Source organism: uncultured Alsobacter sp., assembly GCF_945952055.1.
In the GTDB taxonomy this organism is placed as follows: Bacteria; Pseudomonadota; Alphaproteobacteria; order Rhizobiales; family Beijerinckiaceae; genus Alsobacter.
On record NZ_CAMFHB010000002.1, the window covers coordinates 205,838 to 223,856 of the forward strand.

Consider the following 18,019-nt stretch of genomic DNA (forward strand, 5'->3'; position numbering starts at 1 on the left):
CCCGCGAAAGGCCCGTGACGGCCACGCTTCAGCCGCGGCCGGCTCCGCCGATCAGGTGCCGCAGCCTGCGGACCAGGTCGTCGTGGTCGTAGGGCTTGCCGACGATCTCCGTGCACAACTCCTTGGCGAGTTCCGCCGACTTGACGTAGCCGGAGGTGAGCAGCACGGGAAGACCCGGGCGGGTGCTGCGCACCCAGCGTGCCAGGGAGAAGCCGTCGAGGCTCCCGGGCATCTGGATGTCGCTGAACACGAGGTCCACGGTCTCTCCGGCCTCGAAGATGCGTCGCGCCTCGTCTCCGCTGGCGGCCTCGAGAACCCGGAAACCGCATTCACGCAGGTGATCCGACACGGTCATGCGGATCAGCACCTCGTCTTCCACGACGAGGATGATCGGCGGCACTCCATTCTCGGAGGCCGATGAGAGAAGTGTCTGTGCCATGCCGGAGAATGTCGGGAGCGGAGCCGTAGTTCCGTGGAGGCCGGTGCGACATGACGTCCTCATTCCCGGGGCGTCTCCGCCGGTCGAAGGATTTGTCACAATCTGTCCCGGCTTCGGTCACGATCGCGAAAGAGAGTGCATGTCATCGTGTAAACGCTCTGGTGACCTGCCATGAACTTTGTTAGCGTTCGGTTCGGCTGCCGACGCAGCCCAAAAGACTGACAAGGGTAAGAAGACGTCGTGAGGCACGCGCAACAGGGAGAGCGCGACCATGCTCACCGTTAGGGACCCCGGGCTCGAAGACATGTTGTCCGAGCCGATGATCGTGAAGCTGATGGCCAGCGATCGCATCAGCGCCGACGAAGCGCGTGCCCTCTTCGCCGATATCGCGAAAAGGCTGCAGGATCGGCACCTCCAGACATCGGACGAAAGCGACGGGATGCGCCATTCCGCATCCGGTGGGATCGTCTACGCCTGAAGAGCACCACGCTCGCAGCGCAACCGGCTTGGCCTCTCGACAGTTCATGTCTAAACTGTCTTGAGCCAAACGGAGCTTCCGCGTGTCGCATCACTCAGGCCCGCCCTCCGCCGGGCGCCTCATTGCCGGCGCCGAGAAGCGCGCCGATGCCGTCGTCCACGCGATCGGCGTCACGGCCGGTGCCGTCGGGGCCGTCCTGCTGCTGGCAAGTGCCGTCGATCCTCGCCCCCTGCATGCCTTGTCGGCGATCGTCTATGCGGTCGGCCTCATGGCGATGCTGAGCTGCTCGGCGGCCTACAATCTCGCCCGCCCGTCGCGCACGAAGTGGTGGCTGCGCCGGTTCGACCACGCCGCCATCTTCCTGATGATCGCCGCCACCTACACGCCTTTCCTCGTGCGCCTGAAGGACGCGTCGACCGCAACGGTGCTCGCAGCCGTGGTGTGGGCCGGGGCCGTGGCCGGCATGGTGCTGAAGATCGGCTGGCCGGGACGGTTCGACCGTCTCTCCGTCGCCCTCTACCTGGTGCTGGGCTGGGCCATCGTCCTGGCCTTCGGGCCCCTGACCCAGTCGGTCACGATGCTGTCCCTGGCCCTGCTGATCGCGGGCGGCGCGCTCTACAGCATCGGCGTGATCTTCCACCTGTGGGACAGCCTGCGCTTCGGGACGGCGATCTGGCACGGCTTCGTCGTGGCCGCCGCCTGCTGCCACTACGGCGCGGTGTTCGACCTGCTCGTGCTGTCCCCCGGGTGAACCGCCGGGGGACCTCTCCGGGACCGCGTCAGGGCTGGCGGAAGGCCCGGTTGAACTGCTCCGTCATGGGCTTGCCGAGGTAGGACAGCACCGTGCGCATGCCTGTCTGGATGAAGGCCTCGACGGGCATGCCGGGCAGGAGCTTCAGCGTTTTCAGCTTGGAGAGTTCGTCCGGGGGCACGGCCAGGCGGGCCGTATAGTAGCCCGCGCCGGTGCGCTGGTCCGTGGTCAGGTCGGCCGAGATCAGGCTCACCTCGGAGAAGAGCTCGGGCGTGGTGCGCTGGTTGAAGGCGGAGAACCGCAGCGTGGCCCGCTGGCCGATGCTCAGGTTGTCGATGTCCTGGGGCGACACCTTCACCTCGACCACCAGTTGCTCGCCTTCCGGCACGATGGTCATCATCGCCTCGCCCGGAGCGACAACCCCGCCCACGGTGTGGACGGCGAGCTGATGCACGATGCCGGTTTGCGGCGAGCGGATCTCGACGCGCGACAGCTGGTCGACGGCCGCCACCTTGCGCTCCGCCAGCTCGGCCGACTTGGCCTGGATCTCGCGCAGCTCCTTGGCGACCTCGGAGCGCAGCTCGTTGTCGATCTGGAGGATCTGCATCTGGATTTCGCTGATCTTGCCCTTGGCCTGGGCCGCGCTGGCGATCAGCGCGCCCCGCTCGCCGTCCAGCCGCGCGTCCTCGCGCTCGAGCGCCGTCAGGCGGGGCAGCTGCACGAGGTTGCGCTTGTAGAGATCGCGCACGCCCTCGAGCTCGCGCCGGATGAGCTCGATCTCGCGGCCCTTGGAGGCCACCTGCCCCTCGACGCCGCGGATCTCCTCGCGCAACTGGGCGATGCGCTGCTCCAGCTGGCTCTTCTGCCCCGCCCGCGACGAGCGGCGGAGATCGAACAGGCGGCGCTCCGCTTCCATGGTGCGGCGCACGTCCGGGTCGTCGGCGCGCTCGGCGAGACGCTCCCGGAAGAGCAACGCCGGCAGGTCGTCGCGCTCGGCCTCGAGTCGGGCCTGGCGCGCATCCAGCTCGTCCAGGCTCTTGAGGATGATCGACAGGTTCGAGCGCAGCACCGTCTCGTCGAGGCGCAGCAGGACGTCGCCGGCCCTGACGCGCTGGCCCTCGCGCACCGCCAGCTCGCCCACGATCCCGCCCGTCTGGTGCTGGACCTTCTTGACGCTCGTGTCGACCACGAGCTGGCCGGGCGCGATCACCGCGCCCGCGATCTCGGTGGTGGCGGCGACCATGCCCATGCCGCCCCCCAGGCCGAGCGCGACCACGAGGCCGACCGTCAGGTAGCGGCGGACCTGCTCGGCCGCCGTCTCGCGCACCGTTCCGCGTGCGCCGCGATGGTCGAGCATCATCATGCGCCTCCCTCGGCTCCGACGGCCTTCAGCCGGGTCGGAGCGACCGCACGGCGCACGAATTTCTCGAAGACCTCGTCCTTGGGCCCGAAGCCCTGCATCCGTCCCTCGTTCATCACCAGGATGAGGTCCACGCCGGCCAGCGCGCTCGGGCGATGGGCCACCACGACGACGATCCCGCCCCGGTTGCGCACGCCGACGATGGCCTCGGTCAGCGCTTCCTCGCCGGCGCTGTCGAGATTGGAGTTCGGCTCGTCGAGCACCACGAGGAACGGGTCCCCGTAGAGGGCGCGCGCGAGCCCGATGCGTTGGCGCTGCCCGGCCGACAGGGCGAGGCCGCCCTCCCCCACCCGCGTCTCGTAGCCCTGGGGCAGGCGCAGCACGAGGTCATGGACGCCGGCATGCGTGGCGGCGGCGATGATGTCCTGCGGGCGCGCGTCGGGTTCGAAGCGCGAGATGTTCTCGGCGATGGTGCCGTCGAACAGCTCGATGTCCTGGGGCAGGTAGCCCACGTGGCGCCCGAGCTCCTCGCTCGACCACTGGTCCAGCGAGGCCCCGTCCAGCCGGATGGTGCCCCGCACCAGCGGCCAGACGCCCGTCAGGCCCCGCACCAGCGAGGACTTGCCGGAGGCGCTCGGCCCGATGATGCCCAGGCCCTGCCCCCTCGCGAGCGAGAAGCTGACGTCCTGCACGACGATGCGCCGTTCGCCGGGCGGGGCGATGACGAGCGTCTCGGCGGTGATCTGGCCCATCGGCGCCGGCAAGGCCATGGGCTCGGGCTCGGCGGGCATCTGCGAGAGCAGCGCCATGAGCCGCGTCCAGGACTGGCGCGCGCCGATGAAGGGCCGCCAGTTGGCGATGGCCAGCTCGACCGGCTGCATGGCCCGCGACATCAGCACCGAGCACGCGATGATGGAGCCCGAGCTCACCTCCTGGTGGATGGCGAGGTAGGCTCCCAGGCCGAGGATCATCGACTGCAGCATCAGCCGCAGCGTGCGCGACATCGTGCCCAGCCCGCCGCCGATGTCACTGCTGCGCTGGCTCTCGTCCAGGTGCTTCAGGTGGGTGTCGGACCAGCGCGTCGCCAGGCGGCGCCCCATGCCCATCGCGCGGATGGCCTCGGCATTCCTGCGGGTCGATTCCGTGAAGGCGTTGCGCTGCGCCAGGGCCTGGCTGGCCGCTCGGGAGGGTTCGCGCGTCCGGGTTTCGGCGGCGATGGTCAGGGCCACGAGGATGAGCGAGCCGACAACGGCGGCCAGACCGATATAGGGATGGAACAGGAAGGCGATGGCCAGGTAGAGCGGCATCCACGGAAGGTCGAAGAGGGCCGTGGGACCGGCACTGGCCATGAAGCTCCGGACCGTGTCGAGATCGCGAAGGGGCTGCATCCCGTCGCCGCCGGTGCGGGCCAGCAGCGGCATGCGGATGATGGACTCGTAGACCCGGGTGCCGAAGCTCTCGTCGAGCGCCGCGCCGATGCGCGACAGGACGCGGGAGCGCAGGAACTCCAGCACGCCCTGCATGAGGAACAGCGCGGCGGCGATGGCCGAGATGCCGACGAGGGTCGGGACGCTGCGGCTGGGCAGCACCCGGTCGTAGACCTCGAGCATGTAGATGGTGCCGGTCAGCGTCAGGACGTTGATGACGGCGCTCATGGCGCCGATGCCCAGGAAGGCCGAGCGGTAGGCCCGCACGAAGGCACGCATCTCGGCCAGGGCCGTGCTTCGGGTCTGATCTTGCAAGCTCACGGGTGTCCCCCCTGATGCCGATGATCAGTGTCTTGCCACCGAAGCACAGAGTTAAGCCGAGTATGACCGATGCGCGCCCTTCCAAGCTTCGAAAGACGCGAAACCAAGGCTTCTGGCCTCAGCCTTGATTTCGCTCATTCGAACTCTTTACGTCCAACTACGTGTAGTGTCCGGCGCAGGTGGAGCTTAGGTCGATCACATTGATCGACCGTAAACGTCCTCGATCCGGATGATGTCGTCCTCACCCGTATAGCTACCGACCTGGACCTCGATGATCTCCAGCGCGATGCGCCCGGGATTTGCCAGGCGGTGCACGGAGCCGAGCGGCAGGTAGGCCGCCTCGTTCTCCTGCATGAGCCAGCAGCGCTCGTCGACGGTGACCTCGGCGGTGCCGCGCACGACCACCCAGTGCTCGGCCCGGTGCATGTGCTTCTGCAGCGACAGGCGGGCGCCCGGCTTCACCATGATGCGCTTCACCTGGAAGCGCGGGCCGATCTCGATGCGCTCGTACCAGCCCCAGGGCCGGTGGACGCGCAGGTGGGCTTCCACCTCGGGCGCCTGGTTGGCCTTCAGCTGGGCGACGAGGTCCTTCACCTCGCCGGAGCGCTCACGGCTCGTGACGAGCACGGCGTCCTTGGTCGCCACGACGACGACGTTGTCGAGGCCGACCACGCCGGTGAGCATGTCCTCGCTGTGGACGAGGCTGTCGCGGGTGTTCACGAGCGAGGCATGGCCCGTGACCACGTTGCCGCTCGGATCGCGCTTGCAGACCTCCCACAGGGCGCCCCAGGTGCCGACGTCGGACCAGCCGCAGTCGACGGGCACGACGCCCGCCTTCGACGTCTTCTCCATGACGGCGTAGTCGATGGAGGTCTTGGGCGCCTTGCCGAAGGCCTTCTCGTCCAGGCGCACGAAATCCAGGTCACGCGAGGCCGTGTCGAGGGCGGAGCGTGCGGCGCCGAGGATCTCGGGGACGTAGCTCTCCAGTTCGCCGACCATGGTCTTGGCCAGGAACATGAAGTTGCCGCTGTTCCACAGGTAGCCCTCGGCCACGTAGCCCTTGGCCGTGGAGAGGTCGGGCTTCTCGACGAAGCGGGCCACCTCGGTGCACTCGGTTCCCTCGATGGCGCGGCCCGGCCGGATGTAGCCATAGGCCGTGGACGGCGCCGTGGGCGTAATGCCCAGGGTCATGATGTAGCCCTTGGCCGCGCCGGCAGAAGCCCGCGTGCAGGCCGCGACGAACGACTCGGGATCGGCGACGACGTGGTCCGCCGCCAGGACGAAGGCGATGCCGCGCGGGTCGCGGCGCGCGACGGTCTCGGCCGCCACGGCGACCGCGGCCGCGGAATCGCGGCGGCACGGCTCCAGGATGATCTCGGCCTGCATGTCGAGCTGCTGCAGCTGCTCGGCCACGATGAACCGCACGTCGTTGCCCGCGATGATGACCGGCTTGCCGAACACGGCCGGGTCCGACACGCGCCGAAGGGTCGCCTGGAACGTGGATTCCTGGCCCAGGAGCTGGATGAACTGCTTGGGCATCGTTTCGCGCGACGCCGGCCACAACCTGGTGCCGGCACCGCCGCACATGATGACGGGGATGATGTGCGATGCCGAATGCGCTGCCATGAACCGAATCTCCAGAAATGCCGCGCCCGAGCCCGGGCGCCGATGTCGAGGCTGATGTCCGCAGACTTAGCACGCCCGTCTCGACGGCGAACAGACGTCGGACCCCGCTGAGGGGTTATCCTTCGTGTCTATCACGTCTAGGTTGTAACATTATTTCATCGGCGCGCCGCTTTCGCAGTCACGTTTTCCTAACCACGACGGGCGAGGCTTCGTTCGACTTTTCAGGACACCCGCCGGACTTTCCCGCCCACCCGGCGGACCGCACCCTGGTGTCGCTTCAGGTCGTCCATGGATATTCTCTTCGTTCACAACAACTTTCCCGGCCAGTACCTGCATCTGGCGACGCATCTGGCGAAGCGACCGGGTTACCGGGTCTTCGCCATCGGCAACGACAAGTGTGCCGGTGTCCCGGGCGTGACGATCGCGCGGTACAAGATCCGCAAGCTGCCCCCCGAGGGGCTCCATCCCTTCGCCGCGCGCTTCGACAGCGAGTCGCGGCGGGCGGAAGGCGTGCTGCAGGCCGCGCTGGCCCTGCGCAAGGCGGGGGTCGAGCCCGCCGTCATCGCCGTGCACCCGGGCTGGGGCGAGAATCTGCCGCTGAAGGACGTCTGGCCCGATGCCAGGCTGGTCGTGTTCTGCGAGTTCTTCTACCGGCCCGAAGGCGCCGACGTCGGCTTCGACCCGGAGTTCGCGCAGACCGACGTCGCGCGGATGGTGCGCCTGCGGGCCAAGAACGCGGCGCAGCTCCTCGCGCTCGTCGACGCCCAGGCCGGCGTCGCGCCGACCCGGTGGCAGCGCAGCCTCTATCCCGACGCGTTCCTGGACAGGATCTCGGTCGTCCACGACGGCATCGACACGCGCTGGATCCGCCCGGACACGCCGGAGCGAATCGTCCTTCCGACCGGGCACGCGCTGAACCCTGGAGAGGAGATCGTCACCTTCGTCGGCCGGAACCTGGAGCCCTATCGCGGCTACCACGTGTTCATGCGCGCCCTGCCCGCGATCATGGCCGCCCGCCCGCAGGCCAGGATCGTCATCGTGGGCGGCGAAGGGGTCTCCTACGGCGCGGCGGCGCCGGAGGGCACCACCTGGAAGCAGGTCTTCCTGGACGAGGTCAGGGGCCGGATCGACCCGACCCGGGTGATCTTCGCCGGCATGCTGGACCATCCGACCTTCGTGAAGCTGTTCCGCCTGTCCAGCGTCCACGTCTACCTGACCTATCCCTTCGTTCTGTCGTGGTCGATGCTGGAGGCCATGGCGACGGGGTGCCTCGTGGTCGGGTCCGCCACGCCGCCCGTCGAGGAGATCATCCGCGACGGCCAGAACGGCCTGCTCGTGCCCTTCTTCGACACGGCGGCGCTGGCCGAGCGGGTGATCGAGGCCTGCGCCAGGCCCGGCGCGTTCCGCCCGTTGCGGGAAGCGGCACGCCGGCTCGTCGTCGAGCAGTACGATCTGGCCACCGTCTGCCTGCCGGCGCAGCTCGCGCTGATGGGTCTCGGCGACGCGTGACGAGAGCCGGCTTGTCGGGCCAGCCATGAGGCTCTATCACGCCTAGGACCGACCCGTTGCCAACAGGTGCTCCCCCGTGACGAATTCTCCGACTGAGACCCCGGTCCTCGTGACGGGCGCGGCCGGATTCATCGGGTTCCACGTCGCCCGCCGGCTGCTCCAGTCCGGCCGCCGGGTCGTCGGTTTCGACAACGTCAACGCCTACTACGATCCGTCCCTGAAGCGGGCCCGGCTCGGCATGCTCGCCGCCCTGCCCGGCTTCACCTTCATCGAGGCGGGGCTGCAGGATCGCGAGGCCGTCGACGCGGCCTTCGCGGCGCACCGCTTCGGCCACGTGGTGAACCTCGCGGCGCAGGCCGGCGTGCGGTACTCCAAGGTCAACCCCTATGCCTATGGCGACGCTAACCTCACCGGCTTCCTGAACATCCTGGAAGCCAGCCGGCGCCACGCGGTCGAGCATCTGGTCTTCGCCTCCTCGTCCTCCGTCTACGGGGCCAACACGGCGATGCCGTTCTCCGCCCACCAGGGCGCCGACCACCCCCTGTCGCTGTATGCCGCCACGAAGAAGGCCAACGAGGTGATGGCGCACAGCTACGCGCACACCTATGGCCTGGCGTGCACGGGCCTCAGGTTCTTCACGGTCTATGGACCGTGGGGACGCCCCGACATGGCCATGTGGATCTTCACCCGCGCGATTCTCGCGGGCGAGCCGGTGACGCTGTTCAACCAGGGGCGGATGCGGCGGGACTTCACCTACGTGGACGACATCGTCGAGAGCATCGTCCGCCTGATCCCGCTGCCGGCCCGGCCGAATCCCGACTGGTCCGGAGCGTCGCCCGACCCGGCCACGAGCCTCGACCCGTTCCGGCTCTACAACATCGGCAACAACAACCCGGTCGAACTGGAGCGCCTGATCGTGGCGCTCGAAAAGGTCCTCGACCGCGCGGCCATCCGCGACTACGCGCCGCTGCAGATCGGTGACGTGCCGGAGACCTATGCCGACGTGGCGGACCTCTCGGCCGCGGTGGGCTTCTCCCCGTCCACCAGCATCGAGGACGGCGTGGCTCGCTTCGCGGCCTGGTACCGGGACTACCATGGCCTCTGACGCGGCCCCTTCCGGCACCTGGACCCGTTTCCTGGTGACCGCGGGCGTTTCCGCCGCGCTTCTCTCCGTCGCCGTCGTCCTCTTCGCCTTCGTGTTCGACCCGTTCGGCGTCGGGCCCTTCGCCCGGCGCGCGAACCCGGTCCTCATGGATCTCAACCAGCGGTTCATGTACCCGCAGATCGTCCGGTCGGGCCGGTTCGACGCGGCGATTGCCGGGACGTCGACGATCCGGCTCGTCGACCCGCAGGCCCTGGACGCCGCCTATGGGGCCCGTTTCGCCAATCTCGCGATGAACTCGGCCACCGCCTGGGAGCAGACCCAGATCGTCGACCTGTTCCTGCGGCAGGTGCCGGCGCCCAGGGCGCTCATCTGGAGCCTCGATCCGCTGTGGTGTGCCCCGGACGCCGCCGACCCGCGCCAGCGGCTGACCTTCCGGGCGTTCCCTGCGACCTTCTACGACGACAATCCCTGGAACGACTGGCCGGAACTGTTCAACCTCAAGTCCCTGGAACTGGCCTGGCGCATGTTGCTCTACCGCGCCGGCGCCATGCCCGAGCGCTACCGCAACGACGGCTACGAGGTCTTCACGCCGCCCGAGTCGACCTATGACCTCGCGCGTGCCCGGCAGCACCTGTGGGGCGGGCCACCCCGCGTGATTACCCCGCGCGAACCGCCCTACGTGCCTGCCGCCGGCGAGCGCGAGGGCTGGGTCATGCCCGCGCTGGCCTGGCTCGACCAGAGGCTTTCCGGGCTGCCGGCCGCGACTCGCGTGGTGCTGGTCTTTCCGCCGACCCATGTCTCCGCGCACCCGCAGCCCGGCTCCGAGGCGGCCGCCAAGGCCGCGGAGTGCAAGGGCCGGGTGGCGCGAATCGCGACTCGGCGCGGAGCGACCGTCCTGGATTTCCAGCAGGCGAGCCCGGTGACGCTCGACGACAGCCGCTACTGGGATCCCCTGCACTACCGCCTCGACGTGGCGCGGCGGATCGAGAGTGCCCTGAACGCGGTGGCCACGGGCCAGGCCGCCCTCGCCGCCCAGCCCCAGCCGTTCTGGACCGTCCTGGTCCCGCCCACGCGGTGAGGCCGCGCGGCCGCGGCCCCGCCGAGGCGTTTCCCCGCCGGATCGCGGCACGAACGCCCGCAACCGCGGCGTGCGGCACGCAAACGAGGCCATCGTCTTAACGGCTGGTTAACACCCCGCTTCTGCCTCGATCCGAACTATTGCGTTTGTGCAACATCCGCTCGGAAACAAGGCAAAGTTGTGCATCTAGGTACACTTCCAAGTTGAACGGCGCGTCGGCACGCGTAGGTTGCACTCGTGGCAGGGGAATCCCTGTCGCGCCTTCGGTTCCCCGGTGCCCGCACCGGAGGACCGGCGGACAGGGGTTAGGGACTCTTCGCTGAGAGGGCCTTCGGGGGCCGATCGGAGAAGACACAGCCCACTCCCGACGGGTCTCGAAAACGTCTCTTGGAGGTTACCAAATGAAGCTCATGAAGAGCCTTCTCCTCGGATCGGCCGCTGGTTTCGCCGCGGTCGCCGGGGCACAGGCCGCCGACCTTCCCGCACGGAAGGCCGCTCCGGTCGAGTTCGTGCGTGTTTGCTCGCAGTTCGGCGCTGGCTTCTTCTACGTCCCCGGTTCGGACACCTGCCTGAAGGTCAGCGGTCGCGTCCGTGCCGACTACATCTGGAACGAGCCGCTCACCCGCGCCAGCAACACCACGACGTTCCGCGCTCGTGGCTACCTCGCGCTCGACTCGTTCACCCCGACCGATTGGGGTCCCCTGCGTGCCACGACCCGCGTCTACGTGACGCGTGACTCGGGCCGCGGCTTCAACGGCAACGGCGTGAACCTCGCCAACGTCGGCAACGGCGCCGGCTCGACCAACGCTGACGTCGCGCTCGACTGGGCCTACATCCAGTTCGCCGGCATCACCGCCGGTCGCGTTGCGGTCTCGTTCTTCGAGTTCGCTCCGTTCGGCGGCGTGACGTACCTGGGCGGCGGCGCCAACGGCCGCGGTTCGGACTACGGCGCGATCGACGCCCTCGCCTACACCGCCACCTTCGGCGGCGGCTTCTCGGCCACGATCGCCATCGAAGACGGCACCGAGCGTCGCGCTGCGGCCCTCGTCAACGGCGGCGCCACGTTCCTGACCACCGGCGTCACCGCCGGCAACCTGAACTACGCCGGCCACGTGATGCCCGACATCGTCGGTCGTCTCGACTACACCGGTCCGTGGGGTTCGGCCGCTCTGACCGGCGCCGTGCACCAGATCCGCACCACCGGCATCTTCCCGGCGGCCGGCAATGCGATCGGCGAGACCGACTACGGCTTCGCCATCCAGGGCGGCGTGAAGGTCAACCTGCCGATGCTGGCTCCGGGCGACGCCCTGTTCCTGCAGGCGGCCTACGCTGACGGCGCCAACTCCTACACGGGTTGGGGCGCGCTCGGCATCGGCTCGCAGAACCTCGTCGGCCAGGCGGTCATCACGCCGGATACGGTCTACGACGTGCTCGGCAACTCGCACACGACGAAGACCTGGTCGATCGTCGGTGGCCTGCTCCACTACTGGACCCCGACCCTGCGTCAGGGCGTTGCGGTGGCTTACGGCAAGCACGACGCCTACGGTTCGTTCTATGACGCCGCGGCCCTCACGGTTGCGACGAACATGATCTGGACCCCGGTGAAGGGCTTCGACATCGGCGCCGAAGTCGGCTACCAGCGCCTGACGGACGTTCCGAACATCGTCTACTCGCCGGTCAACGCGCCGACGTCGCTGTTCGGTCTCCAGAAGGACGGCTGGTTCGGTCGTCTGCGCTTCCAGCGCGACTTCTGATCCAGACCTTCGGGTACGGAACAAGAAACCCCGGTGCGCGAGCACCGGGGTTTTTTCTTGGGCGGCGTTCATGCGCGGCCTTCAAGGGCGGGCGGCGCGTCTCTCCAGCACCGCGAGCGCATCGGCCATAAGCACGGCGGCGAGCGCCACGATGCCCCCGCCCTGCGCGACGAAGGCCGCATTGTCGGAGAGCAGCCCCGCGATGATGACCTCGCCCAGGCCCGGGGCCGCGACGGTGGATCCTATTGTCGCCGTCCCCATCGCCACGATGGCCGAGACGCGGATGCCGGACAGGATCTGCGGCAGCGCCAGCGGCAGTTCCGCCGACACCAGCACCTGGCCCGGCGTGAGCCCCATCCCCTGCGCGCTGTCGCGCACATCCTCCGGGACGAGCCTCAGGCCGGCCAGTGCCCCCTCGAAGACGGGGAGCAGGCCGTAGGCGAACAAGGCGATGCAGGTGGGCCAGACGCCGAACCCCACCAGCGGCACGGTGATCGCGAGGACAGCCACCGGCGGCACCGTCTGGCCGAGATTGACCAGCAGGCGGGCCAGCGGCTGGTACGCCGCGCCGGACGGGCGCGTCACCACGATGGCGAGCGGCACCGCGACGAGCACCGCGGCGACGGTGGCGCCGGCCACCATGGCGGCATGGGCCGCGAAAAGGGCGGCCAGCGAGGCCCGGTCGTAGAGCACGGGGGCACCGGCGGGCGCCAGCGGCGCGATGAATGGGAGCAGGACCTGCGGCGCCACCAGAACGGCGATCAGCGCGGCCCACCCCACCAGCCTGAGGATCGCCGGCCCCATCCGGCTCACTCCTGCCGGGCCCGGGCCAGGATGGCGCGAAGCGTCACCTCGCGGGGTGGACCACCGGGCGGGCCATCGACCGCGAGGCTGTCCGCGCCCGCCCAGAGCAGGACCGACAACGCCTCTTCCAGGGAGGCCTCGGCATCGATGCGCGGCCGGCCGGCAAGGCCGACGGCCGCGGGATCGGCCGGCTCGGCGGCGTCGCCCACGCTGACGAGGGCGAGGAGCCGCAGGGCGCGCCTGGCCCCTTCCATCAGGGCCGCGACGGCCGGGTGCGCGGGCCGGCGCAGCAGCTCCTCGGGCGGCCCCTCCTGAAGCAGGCGCCCCTCCTCCATCACCGCGATCCGGTCGCCCAGGCGCAGGGCCTCGTCGAGATCGTGGGTGACGATCACCACGGTGGTGCCCAGCCGGGCCCGCAGGGCGAGAAGATCCTGCTGGGCCTTGCGGCGGATCAGGGGGTCGAGCGCGCCGAACGGCTCGTCCATGAGGAGCACCGGCGGATCGGCCGCGAGCGCCCGGGCGATTCCCACCCTTTGCTGCTCGCCGCCAGACAGCGCGGAGGGATAGCGCTCGCCGAAGCTTCGCGGCAGCCCCAGAAGGTCGAGGAGTTCGCCGACCCGATCGGCGACGCGCTGCCGCGGCCAGCCGAGAAGGCGCGGCACGGTCGCGACGTTGTCGAAGACGGTGCGGTGCGGGAACAGCCCGATGCCCTGGATGACGTAGCCGATGCGGCGGCGCAGCATCGGGCCGGGCTCCTCGGCGACGTCGCGCCCGCCCACGAGGACGCGGCCGGCGCTGGGCTCGACGAGGCGGTTGATCATGCGCAGCAAGGTCGACTTGCCCGAGCCGGACTTGCCGACGACGGCCGTGATCGCGCCGCGCGGCACGGCGAACGACACGCCGTCCACCACGGTCCGGTCGCCGTAGCGGCGCGACACCGCGTCGACGACGATCATGGGGTCCATCGCAAGCCCTCCGCCGCCGCGTCGAGGAGGATGCCGGCGGTCACGGCCATGGCCACGATGGGAAGCGTGCCGAGCAGGACCAGATCGATCGCCGTCTGGCCGAGGCCCTGGAAGACGAAGGTCCCGAGCCCGCCCCCGCCGATCAGCGCCGCCACCGTGGTCAGGCCGATGGTCTGGACGAGCACGACGCGGACGCCCGACAGCACCGCGGCGAAGGCCAGGGGCAACTCGACCGCCCGCAGGATCTGGCCGCGCGTCATGCCCGCGCCGCGCGCCGCATCGACCGCCGTCGGCGGGACCCCGGCAAGGCCGGTCACCGTGGCGGCGACGATGGGCAGGAGCGCGTAGAGCGTCAGCGCGATGAAGGCCGGCGCCGCCCCGATCCCCCGCACGCCCAGCGCCCCGACGGCGGGCACCGCATGGGCGAGCCAGGCGAGCGGCGCCATCAGGAGACCGAACAGGGCAATGCTCGGGATCGCCTGGATGGCGGTGAGCACGGCCAGCACCGGATCGCGCGCACCCGCCCTCGCATGGATCGCCAGGCCGATGGGCAGCCCCAGCGCGATGGCCGCCGCTGCGGACCCGAGCGCCAGCGCGACGTGCCGGGCCATTTCCCGCCAGAACACCTCGGACCGGACCGCGTATTCGCGCATCACCGACAGTCCGTCGAGAAGGCCGGCCTGCAGGACGGCCAGAACCAGGAGCCACGTGACGGCGACGGCCAGGACGCGCAGACCCGGGGAAGGCCGGGCGCGGGCGGCCGAATCGGTCAGGGCCAGGGCCATGCAGGTCGCCGCGAGCCAAAAGCCCCAGTCCGGAGACACGCGGGCGAGCTTGTCGCCGGCCGGAACGAGCGTCGCCGACGCTGCGATGACCCCGGCGAACACGGCGGCGAGGCCTGAGGCGGGCGCCAGGATCCGGACGGCGGGCTTGGGAAAGGTCGCCAGCGCGCCGAGGCCGGCCAGCAGCAGCCCGAGGACCGCCGCGGCCGCCGGACCGGAAACCGCGGACCACAGCATCAGCGGCTCGCCCTCCGCGATGCGGTTGGGCTTCAACGACACGAACGGCCCGAGGCACAGGGCACACAGGGCCAGCGCCACGAGGACGGCGGCCAGCGCGTCCGCGCCACGGCGGGCCGCCGGCAACGGCAGCGTGCCGGCAGCCGGCACGGTCATGGAGGGCCGCCGCCTACTTCAGGAAGCCCTTGGACTTGAGATAGTCCTCGGCCACCGCCTTCACCGGCTCGCCGTTGACCTGGATGCGTGCGTTCAGCTCCTGCAGCGTTTCGCGCGTGAAGCTCTCGAAGACGGGCTTCAGCAGCGTCTCGATCTGCGGATACTTCTTCAGCACCTCCTCGCGCACGATGGGTGCCGGCGCGTAGACGGGCTGGTCGTACTTGTCGTCGTCGAGGACGACCAGGTTCGACGCGGCGATGCCCCCGTCGGTGCCGTAGACCATGGCCACGTTGGCGCCGTTGGTGCGCGACGCCGCGGCCTTGATGGTGGCCGCCGTGTCGCCCCCGGACAGGACGATCATCTGGTCCGGCTTGAGGGAGAAGCCGTAGGTCTTCTGGAACGACGGGAGCGCGGCAGGCGAGTTCACGAACTCGGCCGATCCGGCGAGCTTGACCTGACCGCCGCGTCCGACCCAGGCCGCGAAATCGCTCATGGTCTTGAGCTTCTCGGCTGACGCGACGTCCTTGCGCACCGCGATCGCCCAGGTGTTGTTGGCCGGGGCCGGCGCGAGCCAGACGATCTTGTTGGCGTCGTAGTCGAGCTTCTTGGCGAGTTCGTAGCCTTTGCGCAGGTCCTTCCAGAACGGATCGTCGGCCCGGTTGAAGAAGAACGCCGCGTTGCCGGTGTACTCGGGATAGACGTCGATCTCCCCCGCGATGATCGCCTTGCGGACGACGGGCGTGCCGCCCAGGGTCAGCCGATCCGTCGTCTTGACGCCATTCGCTTCGAGAACGGTCTTGATCACCGTGCCGAGCAGCGTGGCCTCGGTGTCGAGCTTGGAGGACACGACGACCTGCGCCGAGGCGCTCGCGGCCCAGGCAAAGGTCAGTCCGGCGGCGAGGCCGAGCAGGCGGGAAACACGCATCGGGATGATCTCCGGCTAGGAAGGCTGGTCTCGACGAGGCTGCCGCACCTCAATCTCGCGGCAACGTTCGAGCCCGCCTTCGGGTTCCGTCCGGCGGGATCGTCCAACGTTACAGCAGTCGGCGGTCTTTCGCTGGCCCGATCAGGTGCCCGGCCGCGGCGGTGCCGCGCCGAGACGCCGCAGATAGCGCGTCCAGGCCACGAGCCCCTGTTCGAAGCTCGACAGCCGGAAGAACTCGTTGGGCGCGTGGTAGTCCTCGTCCACTGTCGCGAACGAGAAGAAGATCGTGTCGATGCCCAGGACGCGTTTGAAGATCTCGCCGATGGGGATCGTGGCGCCCATGCGCACCCGCACGGGGCGGCGGCCCAGGACGGTCTCGAGAACGTCCTCGGAGAGGGCGAGCCCGGGATGGTCGTGCGGGACGCCCGCGGCACGTGCCCCGCCGGGCTCCCGGTGGACGGACACGCGGACGCCGGCGGGCGCATGCCGCAGCAGATGGCGCTCCAGGCTGTCGAGGACGCGCGCCGGGTCCTGGCCGGGCACGAGGCGGCACGTGATCTTGGCGGATGCGCTGGCCGGGATCACGGTCTTCTTCCCTGCGCCGGTGTAGCCCCCGACGATGCCGTTGAACTCGAGCGTCGGGCGCACCCAGTTGCGCTGGAGCAGGGTATAGCCCTCTTCCCCGGCGCCTTCCGGTGCGCCCACCTCGGCGAGATAGGCGGCCTCGTCGAACGGAATGTCCGCGATGGCGGCGAGCTCGGCCTCGGTGACCGGCTCGGCGCCGTCCATGAACCCCTCGACCGCCACACCGCCACCGGGGGCGTGCAGGGTCGCGAGCAGCTTCACCAGGGCCTGGATCGGATTGGCGACGGACCCGCCGTGCCGTCCGGAATGCAGGTCCTTGGCCGCGCCGCGCACCGTCACTTCCAGGCCGCAGATCCCGCGGCTGCCAACGATGACGCTCGGCAGGTCGGCGCGCCATTGGGCGCCATCGGCGGAGAGGGCGAAATCGGCCCGCAGCATCGCGCGGTTATCCGCGACGAAGTCCTCGAGGTTGGCGCTGCCCACCTCCTCTTCGCCCTCGAACAGGAACACCATGTTCACCGGCAGGCGCCCGTCCTCGCGCAGGAAGGCCTCGGCGACCGCGATGGGAATCAGCAGCGGACCCTTGTCGTCCGCCACGCCGCGCCCGTAGAGGCGGTTGTCGCGGATCGTCGGCTCGAAGGGCGGCGACCGCCACTGGTCCACCGGATCCGGCGGCTGGACGTCGTAGTGCCCGTAGACGAGCACGGTCGGCGCTCCGGGTGCGCCGCGCCAGGCGGCGGTGACGGCGGGATGACCCGCCGTGGCGTGGATTTCCACCTCCCCGAGCCCGGCCGCCCGCAGCCGGTTCGCCAGCCAGGCCGAGCCGGCCGCGATCCCGTCGCGATAGGCGGGGTCGGTCGAGACGCTGGGGATGCGTACGAAGGCCTTCAGCTCCTCGACGAGCCGGCCTTGCTCCGCCGCGAGCCGCGCCTCGACGGGGTCGGTCGAGGGAGCGCTCATTTGCCGCCGTCCACGGAGAGCGTCTGGCCGGAGATCCAGCTCGCCTGGTCGCTCAGGAGGAACAGCACGGCGGAGGCGATGTCCTCGGCCCGGCCGAGGCGGCGCGTGGCGATGCGCGACAGCAGGGCCTTCTGCCCCTCCTCGCCGTAGCTCTGCCACTGACGCTCGGACGTGGGGTTGGAGCGCACGAAGCCGGGCGCCACGCTGTTGACCGTGATTCCGAACTGGCCGAGCTCGTGGGCGAGCTGGCGGGTGAGCCCGATCTCGCCGGCCTTGGCCGAAGCATAGGCCTGGATGCCGGTGAGGCTGACGCCGAGGCCTGCCCCGGACGAGATCATCACCATCCGGCCCTGCCCTTTCGCCTTCATGGCGGGTGCCACGGCCTGGGCCAGGAAGAAGGCGGCCTTCATGTTGATCGTGACGATGGCGTCCCAGTCGTTCTCGCTGATCTCCTCGAGCGGCCGCCCGACCTGCCCGCAGACGCCGCCGGCACTGTGGACGAGGATGTCGAACGGGCCGTTCGCCGCGACCAGGCTGCTGATGGATTCGACCTTGGAGAGGTCGCAGGTCACCGGCCGGACGCCGCGCGTTTCGCCCAGCGCCGCAACCTCGCTGCCCAGGATGTCGGCGGCGACGACGTCGGCTCCGTCGGCGGCCAGCGCCGTGGCGATGGCGCGACCGATGCCGTGGGCCGCGCCCGTGACGAGGGCGCGGCGCCCTTCGAAAGTGATCTGCATGTGGGAGTGCTCCTGTCCTG

Annotated in this window: 16 protein-coding genes; 6 read left to right on the forward strand and 10 right to left on the reverse strand. The window is 69.8% G+C overall.

Annotation, left to right across the window (positions count from 1 at the left end):
* Positions 1-28: 28 nt before the first annotated feature.
* On the reverse strand, positions 29-400 hold the full coding sequence (locus Q0Q47_RS02360; RefSeq protein WP_293853858.1) for a response regulator: 372 nt from the start codon (positions 398-400) through the stop codon (positions 29-31).
* A gap of 358 nt (positions 401-758) precedes the next feature.
* On the opposite strand from Q0Q47_RS02360, the gene Q0Q47_RS02365 reads away from it, so the two are divergent.
* Both Q0Q47_RS02365 and Q0Q47_RS02370 read left to right on the forward strand, forming a co-directional pair.
* Positions 759-917, forward strand: a complete 159-nt coding sequence (locus tag Q0Q47_RS02365; RefSeq protein ID WP_293853860.1) for a hypothetical protein — start codon at positions 759-761, stop codon at positions 915-917.
* Positions 918-999: 82 nt separating this feature from the next.
* Complete coding sequence (locus tag Q0Q47_RS02370) at positions 1,000-1,668, forward strand: hemolysin III family protein (protein ID WP_293853861.1); 669 nt, start codon at positions 1,000-1,002, stop codon at positions 1,666-1,668.
* A gap of 28 nt (positions 1,669-1,696) precedes the next feature.
* Here the strand turns inward: Q0Q47_RS02370 and Q0Q47_RS02375 are convergent, their stop codons facing one another.
* The 3 genes from Q0Q47_RS02375 to Q0Q47_RS02385 all read right to left on the reverse strand — a co-directional run bounded on the left by Q0Q47_RS02375 (position 1,697) and on the right by Q0Q47_RS02385 (position 6,402).
* The gene (locus Q0Q47_RS02375; protein WP_293853863.1) at positions 1,697-3,031 is read right to left on the reverse strand and encodes an HlyD family type I secretion periplasmic adaptor subunit; all 1,335 of its coding nucleotides are present in this window, start codon (positions 3,029-3,031) and stop codon (positions 1,697-1,699) included.
* Positions 3,028-4,734 carry a type I secretion system permease/ATPase gene (locus Q0Q47_RS02380; protein WP_293854074.1) on the reverse strand — a complete coding sequence of 569 codons (1,707 nt, stop codon included), beginning with the start codon at positions 4,732-4,734 and terminating at the stop codon, positions 3,028-3,030. Before Q0Q47_RS02380 ends, Q0Q47_RS02375 begins: the two co-directional genes overlap by 4 nt.
* 237 nt (positions 4,735-4,971) lie before the next feature.
* Complete coding sequence (locus tag Q0Q47_RS02385; RefSeq protein ID WP_293853865.1) at positions 4,972-6,402, reverse strand: mannose-1-phosphate guanylyltransferase/mannose-6-phosphate isomerase; 1,431 nt, start codon at positions 6,400-6,402, stop codon at positions 4,972-4,974.
* A 288-nt stretch (positions 6,403-6,690) separates the two neighbouring features.
* On the opposite strand from Q0Q47_RS02385, the gene Q0Q47_RS02390 reads away from it, so the two are divergent.
* From Q0Q47_RS02390 to Q0Q47_RS02405, 4 genes are all read left to right on the forward strand, one after another.
* Positions 6,691-7,911: a glycosyltransferase family 4 protein gene (locus Q0Q47_RS02390; protein WP_293853867.1), complete on the forward strand. Its 1,221-nt coding sequence runs from the start codon at positions 6,691-6,693 to the stop codon at positions 7,909-7,911.
* Positions 7,912-7,987: 76 nt separating this feature from the next.
* A complete protein-coding gene (locus Q0Q47_RS02395; protein ID WP_293853869.1) occupies positions 7,988-9,016 on the forward strand; it encodes an NAD-dependent epimerase in 1,029 nt (342 codons plus the stop codon).
* On the forward strand, positions 9,006-10,094 hold the full coding sequence (locus Q0Q47_RS02400) for a hypothetical protein (protein ID WP_293853870.1): 1,089 nt from the start codon (positions 9,006-9,008) through the stop codon (positions 10,092-10,094). Before Q0Q47_RS02395 ends, Q0Q47_RS02400 begins: the two co-directional genes overlap by 11 nt.
* A gap of 401 nt (positions 10,095-10,495) precedes the next feature.
* The gene (locus Q0Q47_RS02405) at positions 10,496-11,848 is read left to right on the forward strand and encodes a porin (protein WP_293853872.1); all 1,353 of its coding nucleotides are present in this window, start codon (positions 10,496-10,498) and stop codon (positions 11,846-11,848) included.
* Between the two features lie 81 nt (positions 11,849-11,929).
* Here Q0Q47_RS02405 and Q0Q47_RS02410 read toward each other — a convergent pair whose 3' ends face one another.
* From Q0Q47_RS02410 to Q0Q47_RS02435, 6 genes are all read right to left on the reverse strand, one after another.
* Positions 11,930-12,652 (reverse strand): ABC transporter permease, encoded by a 723-nt coding sequence (locus tag Q0Q47_RS02410; protein WP_293853874.1) that lies wholly within the window; start codon positions 12,650-12,652, stop codon positions 11,930-11,932.
* Between the two features lie 5 nt (positions 12,653-12,657).
* On the reverse strand, positions 12,658-13,608 hold the full coding sequence (locus tag Q0Q47_RS02415; protein ID WP_293854077.1) for an ABC transporter ATP-binding protein: 951 nt from the start codon (positions 13,606-13,608) through the stop codon (positions 12,658-12,660).
* Positions 13,605-14,792: an ABC transporter permease gene (locus Q0Q47_RS02420; RefSeq protein ID WP_293853876.1), complete on the reverse strand. Its 1,188-nt coding sequence runs from the start codon at positions 14,790-14,792 to the stop codon at positions 13,605-13,607. Before Q0Q47_RS02420 ends, Q0Q47_RS02415 begins: the two co-directional genes overlap by 4 nt.
* A 13-nt stretch (positions 14,793-14,805) precedes the next feature.
* Positions 14,806-15,717: an ABC transporter substrate-binding protein gene (locus tag Q0Q47_RS02425; protein WP_293853877.1), complete on the reverse strand. Its 912-nt coding sequence runs from the start codon at positions 15,715-15,717 to the stop codon at positions 14,806-14,808.
* A 141-nt stretch (positions 15,718-15,858) separates the two neighbouring features.
* Entirely contained in the window at positions 15,859-17,262 is a 1,404-nt protein-coding gene (locus Q0Q47_RS02430; RefSeq protein WP_293853879.1) for a dipeptidase, read from the reverse strand.
* On the reverse strand, positions 17,259-17,999 hold the full coding sequence (locus Q0Q47_RS02435; protein WP_293853881.1) for an SDR family NAD(P)-dependent oxidoreductase: 741 nt from the start codon (positions 17,997-17,999) through the stop codon (positions 17,259-17,261). Before Q0Q47_RS02435 ends, Q0Q47_RS02430 begins: the two co-directional genes overlap by 4 nt.
* Positions 18,000-18,019: the final 20 nt, after the last annotated feature.